20 protein-coding genes are annotated in these 23,470 nt (G+C 64.2%); 17 read left to right on the top strand and 3 right to left on the bottom strand.

Going from position 1 to position 23,470, the window contains the following annotated elements:
- The 3 genes from Q1J79_RS05520 to Q1J79_RS05510 form a co-directional block, all read right to left on the bottom strand.
- A partial coding sequence (locus tag Q1J79_RS05520; RefSeq protein ID WP_300297602.1) for a gamma-glutamyltransferase family protein occupies positions 1-997 on the bottom strand: 997 nt, incomplete at its 3' end.
- A 73-nt stretch (positions 998-1,070) separates the two neighbouring features.
- Entirely contained in the window at positions 1,071-3,425 is a 2,355-nt protein-coding gene (locus tag Q1J79_RS05515) for a bifunctional salicylyl-CoA 5-hydroxylase/oxidoreductase (RefSeq protein ID WP_300297599.1), read from the bottom strand.
- 148 nt (positions 3,426-3,573) lie between these two features.
- Entirely contained in the window at positions 3,574-4,158 is a 585-nt protein-coding gene (locus Q1J79_RS05510; protein WP_300297596.1) for a hypothetical protein, read from the bottom strand.
- Positions 4,159-4,346: 188 nt separating this feature from the next.
- Between Q1J79_RS05510 and rpsT the strand changes: the two genes are divergently transcribed.
- The 17 genes from rpsT (at position 4,347) to Q1J79_RS05425 (ending at position 23,468) form a co-directional block, all read left to right on the top strand.
- On the top strand, positions 4,347-4,610 hold the full coding sequence (gene rpsT / locus Q1J79_RS05505; protein WP_300297593.1) for a 30S ribosomal protein S20: 264 nt from the start codon (positions 4,347-4,349) through the stop codon (positions 4,608-4,610).
- 379 nt (positions 4,611-4,989) lie between these two features.
- A complete protein-coding gene (locus tag Q1J79_RS05500; RefSeq protein WP_367182961.1) occupies positions 4,990-5,484 on the top strand; it encodes a rhodanese-like domain-containing protein in 495 nt (164 codons plus the stop codon).
- A gap of 8 nt (positions 5,485-5,492) precedes the next feature.
- Positions 5,493-7,001, top strand: coding sequence for a chromosomal replication initiator protein DnaA (gene dnaA / locus Q1J79_RS05495; RefSeq protein WP_300297590.1), 1,509 nt, complete (start codon positions 5,493-5,495; stop codon positions 6,999-7,001).
- 192 nt (positions 7,002-7,193) lie between these two features.
- Complete coding sequence (gene dnaN, locus Q1J79_RS05490) at positions 7,194-8,312, top strand: DNA polymerase III subunit beta (RefSeq protein ID WP_300297588.1); 1,119 nt, start codon at positions 7,194-7,196, stop codon at positions 8,310-8,312.
- A 5-nt stretch (positions 8,313-8,317) separates the two neighbouring features.
- Positions 8,318-9,523, top strand: coding sequence for a DNA replication/repair protein RecF (recF, locus tag Q1J79_RS05485; protein WP_300297585.1), 1,206 nt, complete (start codon positions 8,318-8,320; stop codon positions 9,521-9,523).
- A 12-nt stretch (positions 9,524-9,535) separates the two neighbouring features.
- Positions 9,536-11,977, top strand: coding sequence for a DNA topoisomerase (ATP-hydrolyzing) subunit B (gene gyrB, locus Q1J79_RS05480; RefSeq protein WP_300297582.1), 2,442 nt, complete (start codon positions 9,536-9,538; stop codon positions 11,975-11,977).
- Entirely contained in the window at positions 11,977-12,459 is a 483-nt protein-coding gene (locus Q1J79_RS05475; RefSeq protein ID WP_367182960.1) for an ureidoglycolate lyase, read from the top strand. Before gyrB ends, Q1J79_RS05475 begins: the two co-directional genes overlap by 1 nt.
- Positions 12,460-12,601: 142 nt before the next feature.
- Positions 12,602-13,816: a diaminopropionate ammonia-lyase gene (locus Q1J79_RS05470; protein ID WP_300297575.1), complete on the top strand. Its 1,215-nt coding sequence runs from the start codon at positions 12,602-12,604 to the stop codon at positions 13,814-13,816.
- Between the two features lie 2 nt (positions 13,817-13,818).
- Complete coding sequence (locus tag Q1J79_RS05465) at positions 13,819-14,754, top strand: N-carbamoyl-D-amino-acid hydrolase (RefSeq protein ID WP_300297572.1); 936 nt, start codon at positions 13,819-13,821, stop codon at positions 14,752-14,754.
- Entirely contained in the window at positions 14,751-15,026 is a 276-nt protein-coding gene (locus tag Q1J79_RS05460; RefSeq protein ID WP_300297570.1) for a hypothetical protein, read from the top strand. The genes Q1J79_RS05465 and Q1J79_RS05460 overlap by 4 nt, the downstream gene beginning before the upstream one ends.
- On the top strand, positions 15,023-16,432 hold the full coding sequence (locus tag Q1J79_RS05455) for an amidase (RefSeq protein ID WP_300297568.1): 1,410 nt from the start codon (positions 15,023-15,025) through the stop codon (positions 16,430-16,432). Before Q1J79_RS05460 ends, Q1J79_RS05455 begins: the two co-directional genes overlap by 4 nt.
- Positions 16,433-16,572: 140 nt before the next feature.
- Positions 16,573-18,189 carry an ABC transporter substrate-binding protein gene (locus Q1J79_RS05450; RefSeq protein ID WP_300297565.1) on the top strand — a complete coding sequence of 539 codons (1,617 nt, stop codon included), beginning with the start codon at positions 16,573-16,575 and terminating at the stop codon, positions 18,187-18,189.
- Between the two features lie 69 nt (positions 18,190-18,258).
- Positions 18,259-19,212 (top strand): ABC transporter permease, encoded by a 954-nt coding sequence (locus Q1J79_RS05445; protein WP_300297563.1) that lies wholly within the window; start codon positions 18,259-18,261, stop codon positions 19,210-19,212.
- A 3-nt stretch (positions 19,213-19,215) separates the two neighbouring features.
- Positions 19,216-20,106 carry an ABC transporter permease gene (locus tag Q1J79_RS05440; protein WP_300297561.1) on the top strand — a complete coding sequence of 297 codons (891 nt, stop codon included), beginning with the start codon at positions 19,216-19,218 and terminating at the stop codon, positions 20,104-20,106.
- Between the two features lie 10 nt (positions 20,107-20,116).
- Positions 20,117-21,163, top strand: a complete 1,047-nt coding sequence (locus Q1J79_RS05435; RefSeq protein ID WP_300297558.1) for an ABC transporter ATP-binding protein — start codon at positions 20,117-20,119, stop codon at positions 21,161-21,163.
- Complete coding sequence (locus tag Q1J79_RS05430) at positions 21,163-22,149, top strand: ABC transporter ATP-binding protein (protein ID WP_300297555.1); 987 nt, start codon at positions 21,163-21,165, stop codon at positions 22,147-22,149. The genes Q1J79_RS05435 and Q1J79_RS05430 overlap by 1 nt, the downstream gene beginning before the upstream one ends.
- 113 nt (positions 22,150-22,262) lie before the next feature.
- Positions 22,263-23,468, top strand: coding sequence for an acyl-CoA dehydrogenase family protein (locus Q1J79_RS05425; RefSeq protein ID WP_300297553.1), 1,206 nt, complete (start codon positions 22,263-22,265; stop codon positions 23,466-23,468).
- Positions 23,469-23,470: the final 2 nt, after the last annotated feature.

Raw genomic sequence — 23,470 nt, 5'->3', positions numbered from 1 at the left:
GCAGGTCGTCGGCGAAACCGGCGGACAGGATTTTCTCGACGGGCACGTCGGCGAACGCGGGATCGGCCACATAGGCATCGCGTGCCTGGAAGGCCAGCCGCGTGGCTTCCGCTTCGATATGGAACCGTTCGATGCCGACCGGATCGTATTTGCTCAAGTCGAAGCCGCTCAGGATATTGAGCATCAGCAGGGTGGTGATGCCCACGCCATTGGGCGGAATCTCAAGCAGCTCAATGCCGCGATAGCTGGTGCTGATCGGTTCGACCCAGAAAGCCTCCTGGGTGGCGAAATCCTCCAGCACATGGGTGCCGCCGAGGCTGCGCAGGTAGTCTACCATGTCCTCGGCGACCCAGCCGGCATAGAAGCCGTCTCGGCCCTTGGCGGCGATCTCGCGGAAGACCTTGGCATGCTCGGGCTGGCGGAACACGTCGCCGGCTTTGGGCGAACGGCCATCCTTCAGCCACATGTGCGCAGTATTGGCATCGGCCTTCAGCTTTGCCTCGTTGCGGCCCCAGTCGGTGGCGACGCGCTCGGTGATCGGGAAGCCGTCTTCGGCATGGCGGATGGCGGGCTGCAGCAGATCGGCCAGCGGCATGCTGCCGAATCGGGCATTCAGCTTGCTCCAAGCATCAACGGCGCCGGGGATGGTGACGGCATGCACCGAGGTCAGCCCGATTTCCCTGATGCCCTGCTTCAGCAGATGATCGGCGCTCAGGCCCTTGGGCGCCCGTCCGGAACCGTTCAGGCCATAAACCTTGCTGCCGGCGCGCAGGTCGGTGCCGGCCGGCGCATAGAGCACGAAATTGTCGCCGCCGATGCCGGTCGAACCCGGCTCGACCACGCATTGCACGGCGCAGGCAGCGATTGCGGCATCGGTCGCATTGCCGCCGCGTCGCAGAATCTCGATTGCGGTCTGCGTCGCCAGAGCATGGGAGGTGGCGGCGGCGCCGTTACGGCCCATGACCACCGAACGGCCGGGCAATTGCAGATCACGCATCGGAATCTTCCTGGACTCTGTTGTGCTCGGGGGAGCCTACACCAGAGCCATCCGCATGCGACAGAGTTTGCGCTCAGGCTTCGTCGCGTCTGGCACGCTGTTTGGCGAAGGCATCAGCCGCCCCGCTTTGCAGTTTGGCTTCTTCGCGTTCGCGGGTGCGCAATTGGTACCATTGGTCCCGCCCGGCCTCGTACTGCGCCGGCCATGCTGCGCCGCGCCAATCGTAATCGGCGGCCGCATGCAGGGTGAAATATGGGTCGGCCAGATGCGGCCGGGCCAGGGCGCAGAGATCGGCGCGGCCCGAGGCGACGATGGTGTTGACCTGGTCGGCCGTGGTGATGGCGCCGACAGCAATGGTGGCGATGCCGGCTTCCTGGCGGATTGCATCCGAGAACGGCGTCTGGAACATGCGGCCATATTGCGGCCGGGCTTCCGTCGAGGTCTGGCCGGCCGATACATCGACCAGGTCGCAGCCATGGGCTTTCAGCATTTTGGCGATGGCGACTGAATCCTCGACGCTCAGGCCGCGTTCGGGCACCCAGTCGACGGCCGAGATGCGCACCGACATCGGCTTGTCCTGCGGCCAGACGGCGCGCATGGCGTCGAATACCTCCAGCGGGAAGCGCATGCGGTTTTCCAGGCTGCCGCCATACTCATCCGCGCGCGTGTTGCTGAGCGGGGAAATGAAATTCGACAGCAGATAGCCATGCGCCATGTGCAGTTCGACCAGGTCGAAGCCAGCTTCGATGGCAAGCTTCGTCGATTGCACGAAATCGTCGCGTACGCGATCCATGTCGGTGCGGGTCATGGCCTTCGGCGCCGGCCCGTCGGGCAGATAGGGGATCGCCGAGGCCGACAGGATCGGCCAGGCCTGTTCCGGCGGCAGCGGCTGGTCGTAGCCGCCGGTCCAGGGCAGGCAGGTGGCGCCCTTGCGGCCGGCATGGGCCAGCTGGATGCCGATCCTGGCCCGGCTGTGACCGTGAACGAAATCGGTGATGCGGCGCCAGGCCCGGGCCTGATCGGTATTCCACAGCCCGGTGCAGCCAGGCGTGATACGGGCCTCGGGCGCGATATCGGTCATCTCGGTCAGGATCAGGCCCGCGCCGCCGATGGCGCGGCTGCCCAGGTGCACCAGGGTCCAGTCATTGGGCAGGCCATCGGTGGCCGAGTATTGGCACATCGGCGAGACCACCACGCGGTTTTCCAATGTCATGCCGCGCAGGCGAAACGGCGTGAACATCGGCGGCGGCGGATTGGTGCCGGCAGGCAGGGAGGTTCCCGCCTCACGCGCGGCCTTCTCGGCGAACCAGCGGTCGATCTGGGCGATGAAGCCGGGATCGCGCAGGCGCAGGTTGTCATAGGTGACGCGCTTGGAACGCGACAGCAGGCTGAGCGCCAGCTGGATCGGCTCGAAGCCGCGATAGCGTTCGGTCTGTTCAAACCATTCCAGCGAGACCTGGGCGGCATGCTGCAGGATCGAGACCTCGGTCAGGCGGGCATCCTCGAAGGCCTTCAGGGCCGTCGGCAGGTCGGCATGGCCGGCATGCAGGGCGCGGTTCAGCGCGATCGCATCTTCCATCGCCAGCTTGGTGCCCGAGCCGATCGAGAAATGCGCCGTATGCACCGCGTCGCCGATGATCACGACGTTGTCATGGACCCAGTGCTCGCATTTGATGGTGGGGAAGGTGCGCCAGATCGAGCGGTTGCTGAGCAGCCGGTGGCCCTTGAGGTGTTTGGCGAACAGGGCTTCGCAATAGGCGATGGTGTCTTCTTCGCTGGCCTGGTCCAGGCCGGCGCGGCGCCAGGTTTCTTCCGTGGTTTCGACGATGAAGGTCGAAAGCCCTTCCTCGAAGCGATAGGCATGCACCTGGAACAGGCCGTGCTGGCTGGCCTCAAAGATGAAGGTGAAGGTGTCGAGCGGCAGCGTCGTGCCAAGCCAGACGAACTTGTTGCGTCGCCAGTCCATGCCGGGGCGAAACTCCGCCTTCCAGGTCTCGCGCACCTGGCTGTTGATGCCATCGGCGCCGATCAGCAGGTCGCAGTTGCGGCGCAGGGCCTCGAAATCATGTTGCTCGGCGCCGAATTCCAGCCGGATGCCTTCCATCGCGCAGCGGGACTGCAGGATCTGCAGCAACCGTTTGCGCGACAGGCCGCAGAAGCCATGGCCACCCGAGCGGATGGTCTCGCCACCGGCGACCACGTCGATTTCGGTCCAGTAGGCAAAATTCTGACGGATAGCCTCGTAGGTGCCGGCATCCTCGGCCAGGAACTGGTTCAGCGTCTCGTCGGAAAAGACCACGCCGAAGCCGAACGTATCGTCCGGCTGGTTGCGTTCGTAGATGGTGATCTCGTGGCGGTTGTCCGCCTTTTTCATGAGCAAGGCGAGATAAAGACCCGCCGGTCCACCGCCGATGATAGTGACGCGCATGGGCTTCCCCCGTCAGATTGGCGGCACGGCCGGTATGGGGCCACCGAAGATCGTTCGGGAGATATTTTATATTTAAAATAAATTCCGACAAGCCGGATTGATCAGCCAAGTCGATTGCCCAGGTCGACTCTCAGGGGCGGCAGGCCGGTCAGCGCGCCCGGTAGGCGGTGATTCCAAAACCGAGCAGAGCCATGCCCAGGCAGATTTTCGCCAGGGCGAGCGGTGGGACGGGCAGAAAGCCCAGATAGCGGTAGCGCGCGAGTTCAGCCATCGCCATGGCCAGGGTGGCCAGCAGCAACCAGCGGGCCGGGACCGGCCGATGGCGCAGGCCGATCAGGGCGGCCAGCAGCAGCACGCCCAGAACGATCATGGGCAGGGGCAATATTCCTATTGGCAGCCGGTCTGCCCCAACGGCAATCAGGATCGCCAGGCCAATGCCGGTGAACAGAGTCAGGCGCTTGCTGCCCGGTGGCACGATCAGGCTGAACACGGCCCCCAGCGCCAGGCCGACCAGACCGAGGCCGGAAGCCAGGTATCGCAGGTCGCTCTCCAGCCCGGTGAAGGCCGACCAGCGCATGGCCGCGGCGAATTCGCTGCCGGCTACCCCCAGATAGAGAACAGCGCCAGCGCCCCAAAACAGGGCGGCTGGCAGTGGACTGCGGCTGACCAGGGCAAGGCCGGCGATGCTGCCGAACAAATAGACGGCTCGTGCAATCAAGATGATGTCTGGCATGGCTGCACTATGCCCGGTCGAATCCTTGCTCGGCAAGCCGACCGGGGGCAGGTCGGGCCGCCGGATGGGCTGGAAAAACCAGCCCGAATAGAGACTTTCTGCGGGGTTGACGCCTGCCGGGGGCGGGGCTATAACCCCCGCCTCGATTTATGCCGCAAGGCAGTATCAACTATCGGAAATCTCAAGCTATGGCTCAGCACAAGTCCGCGGAGAAGCGCGCCCGCCAGACCAAGAAGCGCACGGCGGTCAACCGCGCCCGGCGCACCAAGGTTCGCACCGCCGTCAAAAATCTGGAAACCGCGATCGCCAGCGGCGACAAGGCCGCTGCGTCCGCAGCCCTGAAGGTAGCGCAGCCGGCGCTCGACAAGGGCGTTGGCAAGGGTGTGGTGAAGGATCGCACCGCTTCGCGCAAGCTGTCGCGTCTGAACGCCCGCGTCAAAGCTATGGCTTGATCTGCCGCCGCGCGGGTCTCGCGCGGCTGCAGCCGGTATCGGTTCAAAACATCGCCCGCCTGGTGACAGGGGGGCGATGTTTTTTTATGCGACTGCGAAGGGCTTCATCGCTGACTTGCCGCGTTCGCGGACGTTTTCATCAAGGCGATTAGTCCGTGCGCTATACGCCCATTACGTCAAAACGCCGCAGCAAGTTCCAATTCTGCAACAAGGAAAAATTTTTTTCGGGGAGTCTTCATCTGTCCGCTTGCGTGGCCCCTGCTATTTCCCTTTAATGCCCCTGCAGCCGCGCGACGAAGGGGAATGAAGATGCCTCGTGAAGCGCAGGAAAGCGCTCCGCGATATAAGGCGGACGACCTTCGAGTAGCGGGCGGCACGCGTGACGGACAAGATAGATTTTTTAAACAATAAACGTGGCGCGAGGTTGGGGATGTTGGCTTCGGTGATGGCGGGGGACGCGGACTATGCAGGTGATGTCACGACTACCGAAGCCTGGAACCAGCTTGCGAGCAATCCTGACGCCCAACTGATCGACGTCCGAACCCAACCGGAATGGAGCTTCGTCGGCGCGCCGGATCTCGGCAAGCTTGGCAAGCGCGTCCTGTTCGTATCCTGGCAAGTGTATCCTGAAATGAGTGTCAATCCGCGGTTTGCCGATGAATTGCGTGCCCAGGGCATCCAGCCCGGCCAGGCGCTGTTTTTTCTTTGCCGCTCCGGTGCGCGGTCGCGGGCGGCGGCCAAGGCCATGACGGAAGCAGGGTTCTCGCCTTGCTATAATGTTGCCGGCGGTTTCGAGGGCGATCTCGATGCCGAAAAGCACCGCGGACGATTGGGCGGCTGGAAGGCTGCTGGTCTCGGCTGGATTCAGAGCTGAGGTCAGTCATGGCGAAGTCATCCCATCCACAGCCGCAATCTGTCTCCGTGCCTGACGAAACCGCGCTCGATGCGACCCGCGTTGCCGCCGCTAGCGAGCCGCTGGATGTGCAGTGGCAGCGTGTCCGCTCCCGCCTGCGCGTCTCGTTCGGTGACGCCGCCTTCAATTCCTGGCTGAAACCTCTGGCCCTGGCTGATGAAGGCCTGGCCGAGGATGGCGACGTGCATCTGGCGGTGCCGACGCGCTTCATGCGCGACTGGGTCGCCAATCATTACAGCGAGCGCCTGCGTGAAATCTGGCGGCTGGAAAACGCCGCTGTCCGTCGCGTCGTGATTCACGTCCGTCCGACCGGCGCCACCCAGCCGCAGAGCAAGCCACTGGCCGCCAGCGACCTGCCGGCCACGGCGCCGATCGTGCGGCCGACCGTGACGCGCGCCCCGTCCACCCTGCCGATCTTGCAGGTCCGCGACATGGACGATATCGAGCGCGAATTGTCGGCGCCACTCGATCCCCGTTTCACTTTCGACAGCTTCATCACCGGCAAGTCGAACGAATTGGCCCGCGCCGCGGCCCTGCGCGTCGCCGAGAGCCCGACGGTCACCTACAACCCGCTTTTCCTTTATGGCGGCGTGGGCCTGGGTAAAACCCACCTGATGCATGCCATCGGCTGGCATATCCGCCAGCGCTTCCCCGAACGCCGGGTGGTCTACCTGTCGGCCGAGAAGTTCATGTACCAGTTCATCCGTGCGCTGCGCTTCAAGGACACGATGGCGTTCAAGGAGCAGTTCCGCTCGGTTGACGTGCTGATGATCGACGACATCCAGTTCATCGCCGGCAAGGAAAGCACCCAGGAAGAATTCTTCCACACCTTTAATGCGCTGTGCGACCAGAACCGCCAGATCATCGTCTCGGGCGACCGCTCGCCGTCGGATCTGGAAGGCATCGAGGAACGCATGCGTTCGCGCCTGGGCTGGGGGCTTGTTGCGGACATCCATCCGACCGATTTCGAGTTGCGCCTCTCCATCCTGCAGGCCAAGGCCGAAAAGAATGGCCTGACCAACATTCCGCAGGACGTGCTGGAATTCCTCGCCCGCCGCATCACGTCGAATGTGCGCGAGCTGGAAGGCGCGCTGAACCGGATTTCGGCCTATGCCAGCCTGGTCGGCAAGCCGGTCACCGTCACCTCGGCGCAGGAAGTGCTGCAGGATCTGCTGCGCGCCAACGACCGCAAGGTCACGATCGAGGAAATCCAGAAGCGCGTCGCCGAGCATTACTCGATCCGCTTCGCCGACATGCACAGCCCCCGCCGGGCTCGTGCCGTGGCCCGCCCGCGCCAGGTGGCGATGTATCTGGCCAAGCAGCTCACCTCGCGGTCGCTGCCCGAAATCGGGCGCAAATTCGGCGGTCGCGACCACACCACGGTGATGCATGCCGTGCGCAAGATCGAGGAGCTGCGCGAGATCGACGCCGCGTTCGCGGAAGACATCGATTTGCTGCGCCGCAAACTGGAAAGCTGATCTAGAAAAAATATCTATGTAGTTCAGTAGTTTAATATAGCATCAAGGCCGCCGCAAGGCGGCCTCTTCGCATCTGCAAAAACAGCGCTGAACCGGGCCAAATCCCTCGCGTACAAAAGGGGGGTTTGGTATATTCTTTGGATTCGGCAAAACCCTGCCGAAACCAACAAAAAACATCACCGGTTTCCAGCCATGAAACTCACTATCGAGCGTGCCGTCCTGCTCACTGCCCTGAGCCACGTCCAGAGCGTGGTCGAGCGCCGCAACACGATCCCGATCCTGTCGAATGTGCTGCTGGAAGCCGAGGGCGACCGCCTGGCGCTCACCGCCACCGACCTCGATATCGCCGTGGTCGAGAAGCTGCCCGCCAAGGTGGCGCAGCCCGGCGCCACCACGGTGCCGGCCCATACCTTCTACGATATTGTGCGCAAGCTGCCCGAAGGGGCGGAGGTCGAGCTGACCTACACCCCGGCCGAGCAACGCCTTGATCTGCGTGCCGGCCGTTCAAGCTTCAAGCTGAGTTGCCTGCCGAAAGACGACTTCCCGGTGATGGCCGCCGGCGACCTGCCGCACAGCTTCATGCTGCCAGCCGAACAGCTGCGCCGCCTGATCGACAAGACGCGCTTCGCCATCTCTACCGAAGAGACCCGCTACTACCTGAACGGCATATACGTGCATGCGGCCTCCAGCGCCGGCGTGCCGATGCTGCGTGCCGTTGCCACCGATGGCCACCGTCTGGCGCGCGTTGAGGCGCCGCTGCCTGCCGGTGCCGCCGGCATGCCGGGCGTGATCGTGCCGCGCAAGACGGTGAATGAGTTGCGCAAGCTGCTGGAAGGCGGCGCGGCAGAAGCCAAGATCGAGCTGAGCGACACCAAGATCCGCTTCGCCTTCGGCGATCTGGTGCTGGTGTCCAAGCTGATCGACGGTGCCTTCCCGGAATATGAGCGGGTGATTCCGCGCGACAACGACAAGGTGATGGAAGTCGACAGCAAGGCCTTTGCCGCCGCCGTTGATCGTGTCGCCACCATCTCGACCGAGAAGAGCCGCGCCGTGAAGCTGTCGCTCAAGCCCGACGGCATCGAGCTGTCGGCCACGAGCCCTGACCAGGGCTCGGCCTCCGAGCAGCTTACTGCGGCCTACAGTTCCAAGCCGATCGAGATCGGCTATAACTCGCGCTATCTGCTGGATATCGCCAGTCAGATCGAGGGCGAGAATGCCCGTTTCCTGTTGGCCGATGCACTGGCTCCGACTGTCGTCCGCGATCCCAGCGACGATGGCGCGCTGTATGTGCTGATGCCGATGCGAGTCTGAGTTTGGTGCGTAGCGCAGCTCTGGTTGCGGAAAGGCCGTACGAAGGTGCGACAGCGGGCGGCACAGCCGTTCTCTCGCTCAGCCTGCGCGATTTCCGCAATTACGCCGAGCTGCATCTGCGTTTGAGCGGCCAGCCGGTGGTGCTGACTGGCCCGAATGGCGCCGGCAAGACCAATATCCTGGAGGCGCTGTCGTTTTTTAGCCCTGGCCGCGGTCTGCGCCGGGCCAGGCTGTCGGAAGTCAGCCGCACCACAGGCCAACCGGCTTTACGGTGCTGCTGGGCGGCTCATGCCGAACTGGCCAGCGTGATCGGTCCGGTTTCCATCGGCACCGGTCTGGCCGAGGCGGCGGGTGATGAGGACAATGCCGAGCGCCGCATCGTGCGGGTCAACGGCGAGCCGGCGGCCAGCGCCAATGGTTTGGCCGAGTATCTGGATGTGGTCTGGCTGACACCGCAGATGGACCGCCTGTTCGTCGAGGGCTTGTCGACGCGGCGCCGGTTCATGGACCGGCTGGTTTACGGCCTCGATGGCGGCCATGCCCGTCAGGTCGCTGCCTTCGAGCGGGCGATGCGCGAACGCAACCGCCTGCTGAAGATCGGTGGTGCCGATTCGGCCTGGCTGGCGGCGCTGGAGAGTCAGATGGCCGAACACGGCGTTGCCGTGGCGGCGGCGCGGCGTGACGGACTGGGGCGGATCGAAGCCGGCATGGCGCTGGCCACCGGGCCGTTCCCGCAGGCGCGACTGGCGGCGCAGGGCGTGATCGAAGCCTGGCTGGCCGACATGCCGGCGCTGGCGGCGGAAGAGAAATACCGGACCATGCTGGCCGAGCGGCGTGGCATCGACCGCGAGGCTGGCGCGGCCACCGAAGGCCCGCATCGCAGTGACATGGCAGTGTGGCATGCGGAGAAGGATCAGCCGGCGGCGCAATGCTCCACTGGCGAGCAGAAGGCGCTGTTGATCGCCATCACACTGGCCAATGCGCGGCTGATCCGCGCCCGCCGGCAGATGGCACCGCTGATGCTGCTGGACGAGATTTCGGCGCATCTCGACGCCCGGCGGCGGGCGGCGCTGTACGAGGAATTGCTTGCTCTGGGTGGGCAGGTATGGCTGACCGGTACCGATGACGACCTGTTCGCGGGTCTTGCGGGTCAGGCGGAGTTTTTCATGGTGGCCGATGGCGTGGTGACGCCGCGTGCCGCTTTCAGTTGAGGTAGCGACGATATGAGCGAAGCAGTGGCGCCCCGCAATGGCGGGGAAAACGGCGAGACCTACGATTCCTCCGCCATCAAGGTGCTGAAGGGACTGGACGCGGTGCGCAAGCGTCCTGGCATGTATATCGGCGATACCGATGACGGCACCGGCCTGCATCACATGGTTTACGAAGTGGTCGACAACGCCATCGACGAGGCGCTGGCCGGCTATTGCGATGAGGTTTATGTCGGCCTCAATCCCGATGGCTCGGTCACCGTGCGCGACAACGGCCGCGGCATCCCGGTCGATATCCACCCGGAGGAAGGCGTCTCGGCGGCGGAGGTCATCATGACCCAGCTGCATGCCGGCGGCAAATTCGACCAGAATTCCTACAAGGTGTCGGGTGGCCTGCATGGCGTCGGCGTCTCGGTGGTGAATGCCCTGTCGGTGATACTCGACCTGCGAATCTGGCGTGGCGGCAAGGCCTATGCCATGCGGTTCCGCCACGGCGAAGCCGAAGCGCCGCTGGCCGAGGTCGGCCTTGCCGATGGCAAGCGCGGCACCGAGGTCACGTTCCTGCCGTCGACGGAAACCTTCACCAAGACCGAATTCGATTACGGTACGCTGGAACACCGCCTGCGTGAGCTGGCGTTCCTGAACAACGGCGTCAAAATCGTGCTGGAAGATCTGCGCGGCGTCGAGCCCAAGCGCGCCGAACTGCGCTATGAAGGTGGCGTCGAGGCTTTTGTCGCCTATCTGGATCGCAACAAGCAGCCGCTGCATAAGCCGCCGATCGCCATCCGCGGCGAGCGGGATGGCATCGGCATCGAAGTGGCGCTGGAATGGAACGATGGCTACCACGAGACGATGCTGTGCTTCACCAACAACATCCCGCAGCGCGATGGCGGCACGCATCTGGCCGGCTTCCGCGGCGCGCTGACGCGCTGCGTGAACAGCTATGCCAATGAAAGCGGCATCGCCAAGAAGGAAAAGGTGTCGCTGACCGGCGACGATGCACGCGAAGGCCTGACCTGCGTGCTGTCGGTGAAGGTGCCGGATCCGAAATTCTCGTCGCAGACCAAGGACAAGCTGGTGTCGTCGGAAGTGCGTCCGGCGGTGGAAAGCGTGGTCAACGAATTGCTGACCAGCTGGTTCGAGGAGCATCCGTCTGATGCCCGCCAGATCGTCGGCAAGGTGGTGGAAGCAGCTGCGGCCCGCGAGGCGGCTCGCAAGGCGCGTGAGTTGACTCGGCGCAAGGGCGCGCTGGATATCTCGTCGCTGCCGGGCAAGCTGGCGGATTGCCAGGAACGCGATCCGGCCAAGGCCGAGCTTTTCCTGGTTGAGGGTGATTCGGCGGGCGGCTCGGCCAAGCAGGGCCGTAATCGCGCCTTTCAGGCGGTTCTGCCGCTGCGCGGCAAGATCCTCAATGTCGAGCGCGCGCGGTTTGACAAGATGCTGTCGTCGCAGGAAATCGGCACGCTGATCACGGCTTTGGGCACTGGTATTGGCCATGACGATTTCGATCCGGCCAAGCTGCGCTACCACAAGATCATCATCATGACCGACGCCGACGTGGACGGCGCCCATATCCGCACTCTGCTGCTGACCTTTTTCTTCCGCCAGATGAAGCCGCTGATTGACGCGGGCCATCTCTATATCGCCCAGCCACCGCTTTATAAGGTGAAGCGCGGACAGTCCGAACGCTACCTGAAGGATGAGGCGGCGCTGGAGGATTTTCTAATCAATGAAGGCATCGAGAATGCCGTGCTGCGCCTGCATGACGACAGCCAGCGTGCCGGGCCTGACCTGAAAATGCTGCTTGATCATGCCCGCATGGCGAAGGCTTTGTTGACGGCGATCGGCAAGCGCTACAATCCATGGATCGTCGAGCAGGCTGCCATTCTCGGTATGCTGCGGCCCGAGATCGTCGCCGATCCGGCCAAGGCCGGGCCGGCCGCCGAGGCGCTGGCGGTGCGGCTGAACGCGCTGACCCCGGACCTGGAGCGCGGCTGGATATGCGAAGTAACGGGCGAAGGCGCCATGAGCGTCAAACGCAGCCTGCGCGGTTATACGGAAAGCTATCTGCTCGATGGTCAACTCTTCCGCTCGGCGGAAGCGCGCAAGCTCAACGAGATGGCTGCCGAGTTGCAGGCCACTTATCTGCGACCGGCCGAGTTGCGCCGCAAGGACGAAGCCCATCCGGTGCAGGGCCCGCTTGACCTGCTGGAACGGGTGCAGGCCATCGGCAAGCGCGGGATCACCATGCAGCGTTACAAAGGCCTGGGCGAGATGAACCCGGATCAGCTCTGGGAAACCACGCTTGATCCGGAAGCGCGCAGCCTGTTGCAGGTCAAGGTCGACCATGCCGAGGATGCCGACAACGTGTTCGAGACGCTGATGGGCGATGTCGTCGAGCCGCGCCGCGACTTCATCCAGAGCAATGCGCTGAACGTGGTGAACCTGGATATCTGATGCCTGCGCTCATTCTGGCGCCGCGCGGGTTGACGGCTGAGGCCTTTGCGCCTTATGGCCGGGTTGTGGCGGCACCGGAAGGGGAAGGGCGCCTTTATTGCGGCGAGATGATCGAAAATCGCCGCGCAGACGCGAAGCTCGATTTTTCGCTGACCACGGTTGCATACCAGCAACTGCCGCTGGCCCTGCGGCTATTCGAGCGGCACGCCTTTTCATCGCAATGTTTCATGCCGCTGGATGTGGCGCGGTACCTCGTCGCCGTTTGCCCGGACGACGGCAATGGACGGCCTGATACGGGGCAAGCCACGGCTTTTATTGCCACTGCCGACCAGGGCGTCGTTTATGCACCTGGCACCTGGCATCATCCGATGACGGCGCTCGACCGGCCGGGCCGTTTCGCCATCGTCATGTGGGCCTGCGGCGATGCCGGCGATGAGGAACTGGTGCCGCTCGACCGGGCGATCGAAGTCCGCTCAGATTGAAGGCATCTGCACAACGGCTGCCCATTTTCCGTTTGCGCGTCGCGGCGGGCAGGCGTTTTTATGGCCGAAAGCATGTTGGCCCGCCGTTGGCAGGCAACTTGCTTGAAACAGAATCCTCATCCGCCCAGTTTTCTGGCCTCCCATGACCGATCTTTATTCCAATCCGCGTTGCCGGCATGACATTCCCTATCCCGAGCCACTGAAAGCCATCCAGTCGCTGGCCGCACATGAAGCGGCACGGCGGGAGATCGCGGCGTGGCCGGGTTTTGCCGTCACGCCGCTGCATGACCTGCGGGGACTGGCCGTGCGGCATGGACTGGGAGCCATCCGCTACAAGGACGAGGGCGACCGTTTTGGCCTGGGCAGTTTCAAGGCGCTGGGTGGCGCCTATGCGGTGCTGCGGCAGCTGCAGAAAACCATTGCCGCCACGTGCGGCATCGCGCCGGAAGCCGTGACGGTGGCCGACCTGCGGGCCGGTCGCTATCGCGACGAGGCTAGCCGCCTGACTGTGATCTGCGCCACCGACGGCAATCACGGCCGTTCGGTGGCCTGGGGCGCGTCCCTGTTCGGCTGCGCCTGCGTGATCTACATCCATGCCACGGTCAGCGCCGGCCGAGAAGCCGCCATTGCCGGCTATGGCGCGAAGGTGGTCCGCACCGCCGGCAATTACGACGACAGCGTCCGGCAGGCACAGCAGGCTGCCACGGCCAATGGCTGGCTGGTGATCTCGGACACCTCCTATCCCGGTTACCAGGATGTGCCACGCGACGTGATGCAGGGCTATTCGGTGATGGCCGCCGAGGCGCTGGCGCAATGGCCGGCAGGCGATATGCCGACGCATGTTTTCGTGCAGGGCGGCGTCGGCGGCATGGCGGCGGCGATCCTGGCTTATCTGTGGGAAACGCTCGGTGCAGCCCGGCCGGTTTTCGTGGTGGTCGAGCCGGATCGCGCCGACTGCCTGTTCCGCAGCGCCCGCGCCGGTCGGCCGGTGGTGGTCGAGGGCGCGCTGGACACCATTATGGCCGGCCTGGCCTGTGGCGAGGTCTCGCTGCTGGCGTGGCAGATTCTCGATCCCGGTGCCGATGCCTTCATGACGATCAGCGACGAGCAGGCAGCCGCGCTGATGCGGCGCTTGGCATCACCGGCCGCAGGCGATCCGGCCATTGCGGCTGGCGAATCCGCCGTGGCCGGGCTGGCGGGCGCATTGGCGGCGGCGGAAAATCCGGCATTGGCGGCAGCGCTGGGGCTGGATGCGGCGTCGCGGATTTTGGTGTTCGGCAGCGAGGGCGCCACCGATCCGGCGTTGTACCGGCAGATCGTTGGCCGCAGTCCGGAGGATGTGAAGGGGAGGGGCTGAACATGGCTCGTGTCATCACGGTTGGCGCCGCGCAGCTTGGCCCGATCGCGCGCAGCGACAGCCGCGCCCGGGTGGTCGAGCGCCTGATCGCGCATCTGCGCGAGGCCAAACGCATGGGCTGCGATCTGGTGGTGTTTCCCGAATTGGCGCTGACCACCTTCTTTCCGCGCTGGTACATGACCGACCAGGCCGAGATCGACAGCTTCTTCGAACGGGAGATGCCTGGTCCGGAGACGCAGCCGCTGTTCGACGAGGCCCGCCTGCTGCGGCTTGGATTTTCGCTCGGTTATGCCGAACTGACCGAGCAGGACGGCCGCCCGGCACGCTTCAACACCTCGATCCTGGTCGACAGGGACGGCCGGATAATAGGGAAGTATCGCAAGGTGCACCTGCCCGGCCATCGCGAGCATGAACCCTGGCGCCGCTTCCAGCACCTGGAAAAACGCTATTTCGATGTCAGCGATACCGGTTTCAGAGTGTGGCGCGCTTTCGACGGCATTCTTGGCATGTGCATCTGCAATGATCGGCGCTGGCCGGAAACCTATCGCGTGATGGGGCTGCAGGGTGCCGAAATGATCCTGCTCGGCTACAACACGCCGGTGCATAACCCGCCGGCGCCCGATCATGACAACCTGTCCCTGTTCCACAACCAGTTGGTGATGCAGGCCGGCGCCTACCAGAATGGCTGCTGGGTGGTGGGCGTGGCCAAGGCCGGCGACGAGGAAAATGTGCCGATGATTGGCGGCACCCAGATCATCGCGCCGTCGGGCATGACCGTGGCAGCGACGCGCGGCGATGGTGACGAGCTGGCGGTGGCCGCCTGCGACCTTGATGCCTGCGCCAGCTACAAGACCACGACTTTCAACTTTGCAGTTCACCGCATGCCGCAGCATTATGGCCTGATCACCGAACGCAAGGGAGCCGAGCCGCCGCCATGAAGCATAAATCCAAGGTCGTTGCCCTGCAGCCGGCTTCGCCGGCCAAGGCCGCCGTCGCTCTGCCGCCCCCGCTGGTCGCGGCGATGTTCGGCGAGGCCGGTGTCGCCCTGCGTGCCGGGCGACCGGAAACCATTTCGGCCACGCTGGGGCCGGCTGTGACGCGATTCCGCGCGCTGGCGCGCAAGCTGCCGTTTGAGCGCGAACCAGGCCTGTTTCCGGTGCCGGTCGCTGAACTGCTGAAGAACAGGAAGAAAAAGAAGGCCCGCGCATGAGCCAGGACCCCGCTCTCCTTGGCCTTGTCGAGGCCGCCCGCGCCGTGGCACAGGGTAAACTGACGGCGCAGGCGCTCACCGAAGCCTGCCTGGCACGCGTCGAAGCCTGGCAGCCGCGCCTCAACGCCTTCATCAGGCTGGAGGCCGAAGCAGCCATCAAGGCCGCGAAAGCCGCCGACCGCGCCCGCAAGCGTGGCGTGAAGGGTGGTCCGCTGGCTGGCGTACCGCTGGCGCACAAGGACATGTATTACCGTGCCGGCAGGGAAACCAGCTGCGGCTCGGCGATCCGCCGGCACTGGAAGGCGACAGAGACCGCGACGGCCCTGCAGCGGCTGGATGCTGCCGGTGCGCTGGATCTCGGCCGGCTTAACATGGCCGAATTCGCCTTCGGCCCGACCGGCCACAATTATCATTACGGCCATGCCCGCAATCCGTGGAATACCGACCGCATCACCGGCGGCTCGTCCAGCGGTTCCGCGGCGGCCGTCGCGGCCCGGCTGGTGTTCGGCGCGCTTGGTTCGGATACTGGCGGCTCGATCCGCCAGCCGGCGCATTTCTGCGGCCTGGTCGGGATGAAGCCGACCTGGGGCCGGGTCAGCCGGGCCGCCTGCATGCCGCTCAGCTATTCGCTCGATACAGTCGGCCCGCTGACGCGGCGGGTGGAAGACAGCGCGCTGTTGCTCAACCTGCTGGCAGGCGCCGATCCGCGCGATCCAACGGCCAGTATGGCGCCGGTGGAGGATTATCTCAGGGCGGCGCGCTCAGGTGCCGTGCGCGGCCTGAAGCTGGCGGTGCCACGGCGGTATTTCTGGGACAAGCTGAACAAGCCCAGCGCGGCCCTGCTGGAGCAGGCGCTCGGCGTGTTCGCGAAATTCGGCGTCAGGATTATCGAAATGACCCCACCGGACATGGATGCCATTACTGCGGCCGCCAATGTCATCGTTTCGGCCGAGGCGGCCGCCCTGCATGGCAACTGGCTGCGCACGCGGCCCAATCTCTACAGCGATCAGGTGCGGGCGCGGCTGGAGAACGGCCTCGCATTAAGCGCCATCGACTATATAGATGCCCAGCGCTGGCGCAGCGACGCGATCACGGGTTTTCTCAAGGCCATGAACGGCGCCGATGCGGTTTTCGCCCCGGTCGGCGACCGGCCGGCTCCCACCATTGAAGAGACCGACGTGGCGGGCAGGCCCGAGGCCGGCAAGACGATTGCAGCCCTCACGCGCCTGACCCGGCCGATCAACTATCTCGGCCTGCCAGCCATGACGGTGCCGGCCGGTTTCGTGCGCGGCGGGTTGCCCGTCGGCTTCCAGTTGATTGGCAGGCCTTTCGGCGAAGCCCTGCTTTATCGCCTGGCTGGCGCCTTCGAGATGAAGGTGCCGGCGCATGAGCGGGTTCCGGTCTGACGCTGCACATTTCTTCGGCAACAATGCACTGAGGCAGGCATCAACGCCTGCCTCTTTTATTTGTGCACGTGGAATCAGCCTGTTGGCCGCTGGCACGGAGTTTGCGTTGCTTGCCGCAACGTCAAAAACAGGATGTAGCCATGGCCTCCAAGACGAGCTTCCCCAAACTGTTATCCCTGCTTGCCGCTGCAGCTGTCACGGTGCTGACGGCCGGTTCGGCTTTCGCTCAGGGCACCTTGCGCATCGGCATGACCGCGTCCGACATCCCGCTCACCACCGGGCAGACCGACCAGGGCGGCGAGGGTATGCGCTTCATGGGCTATACGGTCTATGACGCGCTGATCAACTGGGACCTGAGCAAGTCCGACAAGCCGTCGGTACTGGTGCCCGGCCTGGCGACCAGCTGGGCCGTCGATGCCGCCGACAAGACCAAATGGACCTTCAAGCTGCGCGAAGGCGTGAAATTCCACGATGGCAGCGAATTCACCGCGGATGCGGTGGTCTGGAACCTGGACAAGCTGCTGAAGAAGGATGCGCCGCAATTCGATCCACGCCAGTCGGCCCAGGGCCTATCGCGCATTCCCGCCGTCGCCAGCTACAAGACGGCCGGCAAATATGCGGTCGAGATCATCACCAAGACGCCGGATGCCACGCTGCCCTACCAGATTGCCTGGGTGATGATGTCGTCGCCAGCGCAATGGGAAAAGCTCGGCAAGAGCTGGGATGCCTTCGCCAAGACCCCGTCGGGCACCGGCCCGTGGAAGCTGACGGCTTTCGTGCCGCGCGAACGCGCCGAACTGAGCCCGAATTCGGCATACTGGGACAAAGCCCGTGTGCCGAAGCTCGACAAGATGGTGCTGCTGCCGCTGCCCGAGCCGAATGCCCGCGTCGCCGCCCTGCGCTCCGGTCAGGTCGACTGGATCGAGGCGCCGGCGCCGGATGCGGTGCCGTCGCTGAAGCAGGCCGGCCTGCAGATCGTCACCAATGCCTATCCGCATAACTGGACCTGGCATCTCTCGCGCGCCGAAGGCTCGCCGTGGAATGACGTGCGCGTGCGCAAGGCGGCCAATCTGGCCATCGACCGCATGGCGCTCAAGGAGTTGCTCGGCGGGCTGATGATACCGGCCGAGGGCTTCATGCCGCCGGGCAACCAGTGGTTCGGCAATCCGACCTTCAAGGTGAAATACGATCTGGCCGAAGCCAAGAAGCTGATGAAGGAGGCCGGTTATGGCCCCGACAAGCCGCTGAAGACCAAGGCGCTGATTTCCCCCTCGGGCTCGGGCCAGATGCTGCCGCTGCCGATGAACGAATTCGTCCAGCAGAGCCTCGCCGAGATCGGCATCCAGATCGACTTCGAAGTGGTGGAGTGGAATCAGCTGATCAACATCTGGCGCGCTGGTGCGAAAAGCGAAAGCGCCCGTGGTGGCACATCGATCAACTTTACCTACTTCATCCAGGATCCATTCACCGGTTTCATCCGCCACCTGCAATGCAATCTGGTGGCGCCGAATGGCACGAACTGGGGGCATTACTGCGACCCGAAGATGGACAAGCTGTTCGACCAGGTCCGCAACACCTTCGATGCGGCAACGCAGGACAAGGTGCTGCAGAAGGTGCACGAGAAGTATGTCGACGAGGCGCTGTTCCTGATGGTGACGCATGACGTCAATGCCCGGGCGATGAGCCAGAAGGTCAAGGGCTTCGTGCAGGCGCAGAACTGGTTCCAGGACTTCTCGCCGATCACGATGGTGAAATGATGCTTGGCGTCCGGCCCCGTCTGCGGGGCCGGACGCGACAGTCTCCTGTATCACCATGACGGGCCGCCCATGCTGATTTATACCCTCAAGCGGCTGCTGTATGTCCTGCCGGTCGCTTTCGGCGTCAGCGTCGTCTGCTTCCTGCTGGTGCATATCACGCCCGGCGATCCGCTGACCGCTGTGATGCCAATTGATGCCAGTGCAGAGCAGCAGGCGGCAATGCGCGCCGCTTACGGCTTCGACAAGCCGCTGCCGGTGCAATATGTCATATGGCTTGGCAAGGTGATGATTGGTGATCTCGGCACCTCGATCGCCAGTGGCCGTGCCGTTCTGACCGAGGTTTCCCGCGCTGTCAGTAACACCTTGATCCTTTCGGCGGTGGCAACGGCCATCGGCTTCTTCTTCGGCTGCCTGTTTGGTTTTGTCGCCGGCTATTACCGCGGCTCGCCGGTCGACCGCCTGGCTTCGGCGCTCTCGGTGCTCGGTGTCAGCGTGCCGCATTACTGGCTCGGCATGGTGCTGGTGATCATCTTTTCGGTGCAACTTAACTGGCTGCCGGCGACCGGCGCCGGGCCGGGCGGCTCGGCCGACTGGGCCTGGAACTGGGACCATATCCGCCATCTGATCCTGCCGGCAATCACCATGTCGGTGATCCCAATGGGCGTGATCGCCCGTACCATCCGTGCCCTGGTGGCCGAAATCCTGTCGCAGGAATTCATCCAGGCACTGGCCGCCAAGGGCATGACCGATCGCGGCATCTTCCGTCATGTGGTGAAGAACACGGCACCCACCGCGCTGGCCGTGATGGGGTTGCAGCTCGGTTATCTGTTGGGGGGCTCGATCCTGATCGAGACGGTATTCTCCTGGCCGGGCACCGGATTCCTGCTCAACGCGGCGATCTTCCAGCGCGACCTGCCGCTGCTGCAGGGCACCATCCTGGTGCTGGCGATGTTCTTCGTGCTGCTCAACCTGCTGGTCGACGTGCTGCAGACGGCGCTCGATCCGCGCATCCAGCGGAGCTGAACCATGGCCGTTGGCGCAATGGACAGCAGGGCGACCATCACACCCATCCAGGTCTCCGAGGGCTATTGGCGCGGTGTCGCGCGGCGCCTGAGCCGCGACCCGGTCGCCATGGTGGCGCTGGCGATCATCGTGGCCCTGGTGCTGATGGCGGTCTTTGCGCCTTACCTGGCGCCGGGCGATCCGATCAAGGGCTCGATGCTGCGCCGGCTGAAGCCGATCGGCACACCGGGTTATCCGCTCGGCGCCGACGAACTGGGCCGTGACATGCTGTCCCGCCTGATCTATGGCGCCCGACTGTCGCTGTTCATGGGCGTCACCCCGGTTCTGGCGGCCTTCGCCCTCGGCTCGGCCTTGGGCATTTTCGCCGGCTATGTCGGTGGCGCCATCAATACCGCCATCATGCGGACCATTGACGTGTTTTATGCCTTTCCCTCCGTGCTGCTGGCCGTGGCGCTTTCGGGCGCGCTGGGCGCGGGCCTGACCAATGCGCTGGTCTCTCTGACCATCGTGTTCATTCCGCCGATTACCCGCGTGGCGGAAAGCGTTACCACCCAGGTTCGCAATCGCGATTATGTCGAGGCCGCGCGGGCCAGCGGCGCCCACGGCTTCACCATCGTGCGGGTGCATGTACTGGGCAATGTGCTGAGCCCGATCTTCGTTTATGCCACCAGCCTGATCTCGGTCTCGATGATCCTGGCCTCGGGCCTGAGTTTTCTCGGCCTCGGCGTACGTCCACCGGAGCCGGAATGGGGCCTGATGCTCAATACCCTGCGTACCGCGATCTATGTCAGCCCACTGGTGGCCGCCCTGCCGGGCGTGATGATCTTCATCACCTCGATATCCTTCAACCTGTTCTCCGATGGCTTGCGCACGGCCATGGACGTACGGACATGAGGAGGCCGACATGAAGGATGTCCCGCATGACCCGCGCGACCGCGGCGGCCCACGGCAGCCACTGCTGTCGGTCAATCGCCTGATCAAGCATTTTCCTGTGAACAAGGGCCTGCTGGGGCGCAGCAAGACCGTGGTACGCGCCGTCGATGGCGTTGATTTCGACCTGCTGAAGGGCGAGACGCTGGGGATCGTCGGCGAGTCCGGCTGCGGCAAGTCGACCACGGCCCGTCTGCTGATGCACCTGATCCCGCCGGACCATGGTGAAATCGTGTTTGATGGCGAAAGCGTCGGCCATGATCTGCCGCTGCCGGATTATCGCCGGCAGGTGCAGATGGTGTTTCAGGACAGCTACGCCTCGCTCAATCCGCGCCTGACCATCGAGGATTCGATCGCTTTCGCCCCGCGCGTCCATGGCGTGCCGCGCCGCGAGGCATTGGGCCGGGCCCATGACCTTCTGGCCCGGGTGGGGCTGGAACCCTCCCGTTTCGCCGGCCGCTATCCGCATGAGCTTTCCGGCGGCCAGCGTCAGCGCATCAACATCGCCCGCGCCCTGGCGCTTGAGCCGCGGCTGGTGATCCTCGACGAGGCAGTCTCGGCTCTCGACAAATCGGTCGAAGCCCAGGTGCTGAACCTGCTGCTCGACCTCAAGGAAGCCTTTGGCCTCACTTATATCTTCATCTCACATGACCTGAACGTGGTCCGTTTCATGGCCGACCGCGTGATGGTGATGTATCTGGGCAAGGTGGCCGAGATCGGCTCGGCGCAGCAGGTCTTCGCCCAGCCGAGTCATCCCTACAGCGCCGCTCTGCTGGCCTCGATGCCGGCGATGGATCCTGACGCGCGCACCGAAACTGCGCCGCTCTATGGCGATCCGCCCAACCCGATCAATCCGCCATCCGGCTGCCGTTTCCATACCCGCTGCGGTTCGGTGGCGTCGGTCTGCAGCCAGGTCGAACCGGCACTGGAAGACGCCGCATCGGGTCAACGGGTCGCCTGCCTGATGCGCCAGCCGGGCTCCGGTCATCCGGCCGCCATGCCGGCCCTGGAGGTGGCGTGATGAATGATGCCGCACCGATGATCGATATCCGCGACCTGACGGTTACATTCACCGGCGGGCGCAAGCCGGTACATGCGGTGAATGGCGTCACCCTCTCGGTGCAGCGTGGCGAGGTGGTGGCCCTGCTGGGCGAGTCCGGCTCGGGCAAGAGCGTCACCTTGCGCTCGCTGCTCAACATGCATCCGAAGCATCGCAGCCGGCTGAACGGCAGTGTGATTGCCGCCGGCCAGGATGTGCTGAAGCTTTCAGGTCGTGCGCTGGCCGATTATCGCGGCAGGGTCGCCTCGATGATCTTCCAGGAGCCGCTGCTGGCGCTCGACCCGGTCTATACCGTGGGGGCGCAGATCGTGGAAGCGATCCGCCGGCATGAGAAAGCGACGCTTGCCGTGGCGCAGGCGCGGGCATTGGCCCTGCTGCAGAAGGTGCGCATACCGTCACCCGAGCGACGGCTGCAGGCATTTCCCCATGAAATGTCGGGCGGCATGCGCCAGCGCGCCATGATCGCCCTGGCGCTGGCCTGCAATCCGCAGATCCTGCTGGCCGACGAACCGACCACGGCGCTGGATGCCACCGTGCAAATCCAGATTCTCCTTCTGCTGCGCGAATTGCAGCGTGAGCTGGGCCTTACCGTGATCCTTGTTACCCATGACATCGGCGTGGCGGTGGAAGTCGCCGACCGGGTCGCTGTGATGTATGCCGGCCGCATCGTCGAGACGGGGCCGGTGCGCGAAATCATCCGCAATCCGCGCCATCCCTATACCCAGGGCCTGCTGGCCTCACGCGCCCATGATGCCATGTCCGGCGCGCGGCTGGATGCCATTCCCGGTGCGCCGCCCGACCTGGCAGCTTTGCCGCCCGGCTGCGCTTTCGCGCCGCGCTGCAGGTTCAGCGCCGCGGCCTGCCTGGCCGAGGCGCCGGGCTCCGTCGCCGTCGGTCCGCAGCACAGCGCACGCTGCCTGCGCCTGGCCGAGTTGGCGGCAGCCTGAGGATTTTTCGCTTCATCCGGCAAACTTGACGCTAGGGCAGGTCGGCCACCGTATCTTGCGGCCGGGCCGGACTGCTATACATTGGCGCAAACAGAAAGTCCGGAGGCGAGGAAATGGATCTGAATTTCACAGCCGAGGAACTGGCTTTCCGCGACGAGGTCCGCCGGTTCATCGATCAGAATTTCGACAGCGAGATGCGTCAGGCCATGGCGCGTACCCGCACCGGCTATATCGCCAAGCATCTGCATATCCGCTGGCAGAAGGCCCTGAACGAAAAGGGCTGGCTGGCGCCGAATTGGCCGGTCGAATACGGCGGCCCGGGCTGGACGCCGACCCAGCGTTATATCTACGAGCAGGAGATGAGTTCGGCCGGCGCGCCGATCACGGTGCCCTTCGGTCCGCGCATGCTGGCGCCGGTGATCATGAAATTCGGCACCGAGGCGCAGAAGACGAAATACCTGCCCGATATCCTGGCCAGCAACACCTGGTGGTGCCAGGGTTATTCCGAGCCCGGCTCCGGCTCCGATCTTGCCAGCCTTCAGATGAAGGCCGAGGACAAGGGTGATCATTTCCTCTGCAATGGCAGCAAGATCTGGACCTCGGAGGCCCAGCATGCCGACATGATCTTCTGCCTGGTGCGCACGGCCCAGACCAAGAAGCCGCAGGAAGGCATTTCCTTCCTGCTGATCGACATGAAGTCGCCGGGCGTCACCGTCACGCCGATCGTCACGATCGACGAGGCCAGCGAGGGCATGCAGGAAGTTAACCAGGTTTTCTTCGACGACGTGAAGGTGCCGAAGGAGAACCTGGTCGGCGAACTGAACCAGGGCTGGACCTGCGCCAAATACCTGCTCGAATTCGAGCGCGGCAATGCCTATTCCGGTCATCTCAAGCGCCATCTGTCGCATCTTAAAAAGATTGCAAAGGCCGAACGCGCCTATGATCGCCCGCTGGCCGCCGATCCGGATTTCGCTGCCAAGCTGGCCGAGGCCGAGATGAGCATCATGGCCATGGAGATGCTGGAGTTGCGTGTGCTGGGCGGCACCAAGAGCGGCCAGAATCTCGGTGCGGCCTCATCGATGCTGAAGACGCGCGGCACCGAGCTGCAACAACTGGTCAGTGAACTCTCGGCCGAGGCGATCGGCTATTACGCCGCGCCCTACACGGCGCTGGTCGAAGGCCGGAATGAACCCGGCATCGGCCCTGATTACGCCGATGGCGTCGCCGCGCGCTATCTCAACATGCGCAAGGTGACGATCTACGCCGGCTCGAACGAGATCCAGCGCAACATCATGTCAAAGCTGATCCTCGGACTCTGAGG

Origin of the sequence: Ferrovibrio sp. (assembly GCF_029255545.1) — a bacterium.
Classification (GTDB): Bacteria; Pseudomonadota; Alphaproteobacteria; order Ferrovibrionales; family Ferrovibrionaceae; genus Ferrovibrio.
This window is presented reverse-complemented; position numbering and strand designations above follow the sequence as displayed.

Coding starts and splice junctions, on each gene's coding strand:
- Q1J79_RS05475 (WP_367182960.1), top strand. CDS start 11,977: ATGCCTGCGCTCATTCTGGCGCCGCGCGGGTTGACGGCTGAGGCCTTT.
- Q1J79_RS05445 (WP_300297563.1), top strand. CDS start 18,259: ATGCTGATTTATACCCTCAAGCGGCTGCTGTATGTCCTGCCGGTCGCT.
- Q1J79_RS05435 (WP_300297558.1), top strand. CDS start 20,117: ATGAAGGATGTCCCGCATGACCCGCGCGACCGCGGCGGCCCACGGCAG.
- dnaA (WP_300297590.1), top strand. CDS start 5,493: ATGGCGAAGTCATCCCATCCACAGCCGCAATCTGTCTCCGTGCCTGAC.
- Q1J79_RS05460 (WP_300297570.1), top strand. CDS start 14,751: ATGAAGCATAAATCCAAGGTCGTTGCCCTGCAGCCGGCTTCGCCGGCC.
- rpsT (WP_300297593.1), top strand. CDS start 4,347: ATGGCTCAGCACAAGTCCGCGGAGAAGCGCGCCCGCCAGACCAAGAAG.
- dnaN (WP_300297588.1), top strand. CDS start 7,194: ATGAAACTCACTATCGAGCGTGCCGTCCTGCTCACTGCCCTGAGCCAC.
- Q1J79_RS05470 (WP_300297575.1), top strand. CDS start 12,602: ATGACCGATCTTTATTCCAATCCGCGTTGCCGGCATGACATTCCCTAT.
- Q1J79_RS05430 (WP_300297555.1), top strand. CDS start 21,163: ATGAATGATGCCGCACCGATGATCGATATCCGCGACCTGACGGTTACA.
- Q1J79_RS05465 (WP_300297572.1), top strand. CDS start 13,819: ATGGCTCGTGTCATCACGGTTGGCGCCGCGCAGCTTGGCCCGATCGCG.
- Q1J79_RS05510 (WP_300297596.1), bottom strand. CDS start 4,158: ATGCCAGACATCATCTTGATTGCACGAGCCGTCTATTTGTTCGGCAGC.
- Q1J79_RS05455 (WP_300297568.1), top strand. CDS start 15,023: ATGAGCCAGGACCCCGCTCTCCTTGGCCTTGTCGAGGCCGCCCGCGCC.
- gyrB (WP_300297582.1), top strand. CDS start 9,536: ATGAGCGAAGCAGTGGCGCCCCGCAATGGCGGGGAAAACGGCGAGACC.
- Q1J79_RS05425 (WP_300297553.1), top strand. CDS start 22,263: ATGGATCTGAATTTCACAGCCGAGGAACTGGCTTTCCGCGACGAGGTC.
- Q1J79_RS05450 (WP_300297565.1), top strand. CDS start 16,573: ATGGCCTCCAAGACGAGCTTCCCCAAACTGTTATCCCTGCTTGCCGCT.
- Q1J79_RS05515 (WP_300297599.1), bottom strand. CDS start 3,425: ATGCGCGTCACTATCATCGGCGGTGGACCGGCGGGTCTTTATCTCGCC.
- Q1J79_RS05440 (WP_300297561.1), top strand. CDS start 19,216: ATGGCCGTTGGCGCAATGGACAGCAGGGCGACCATCACACCCATCCAG.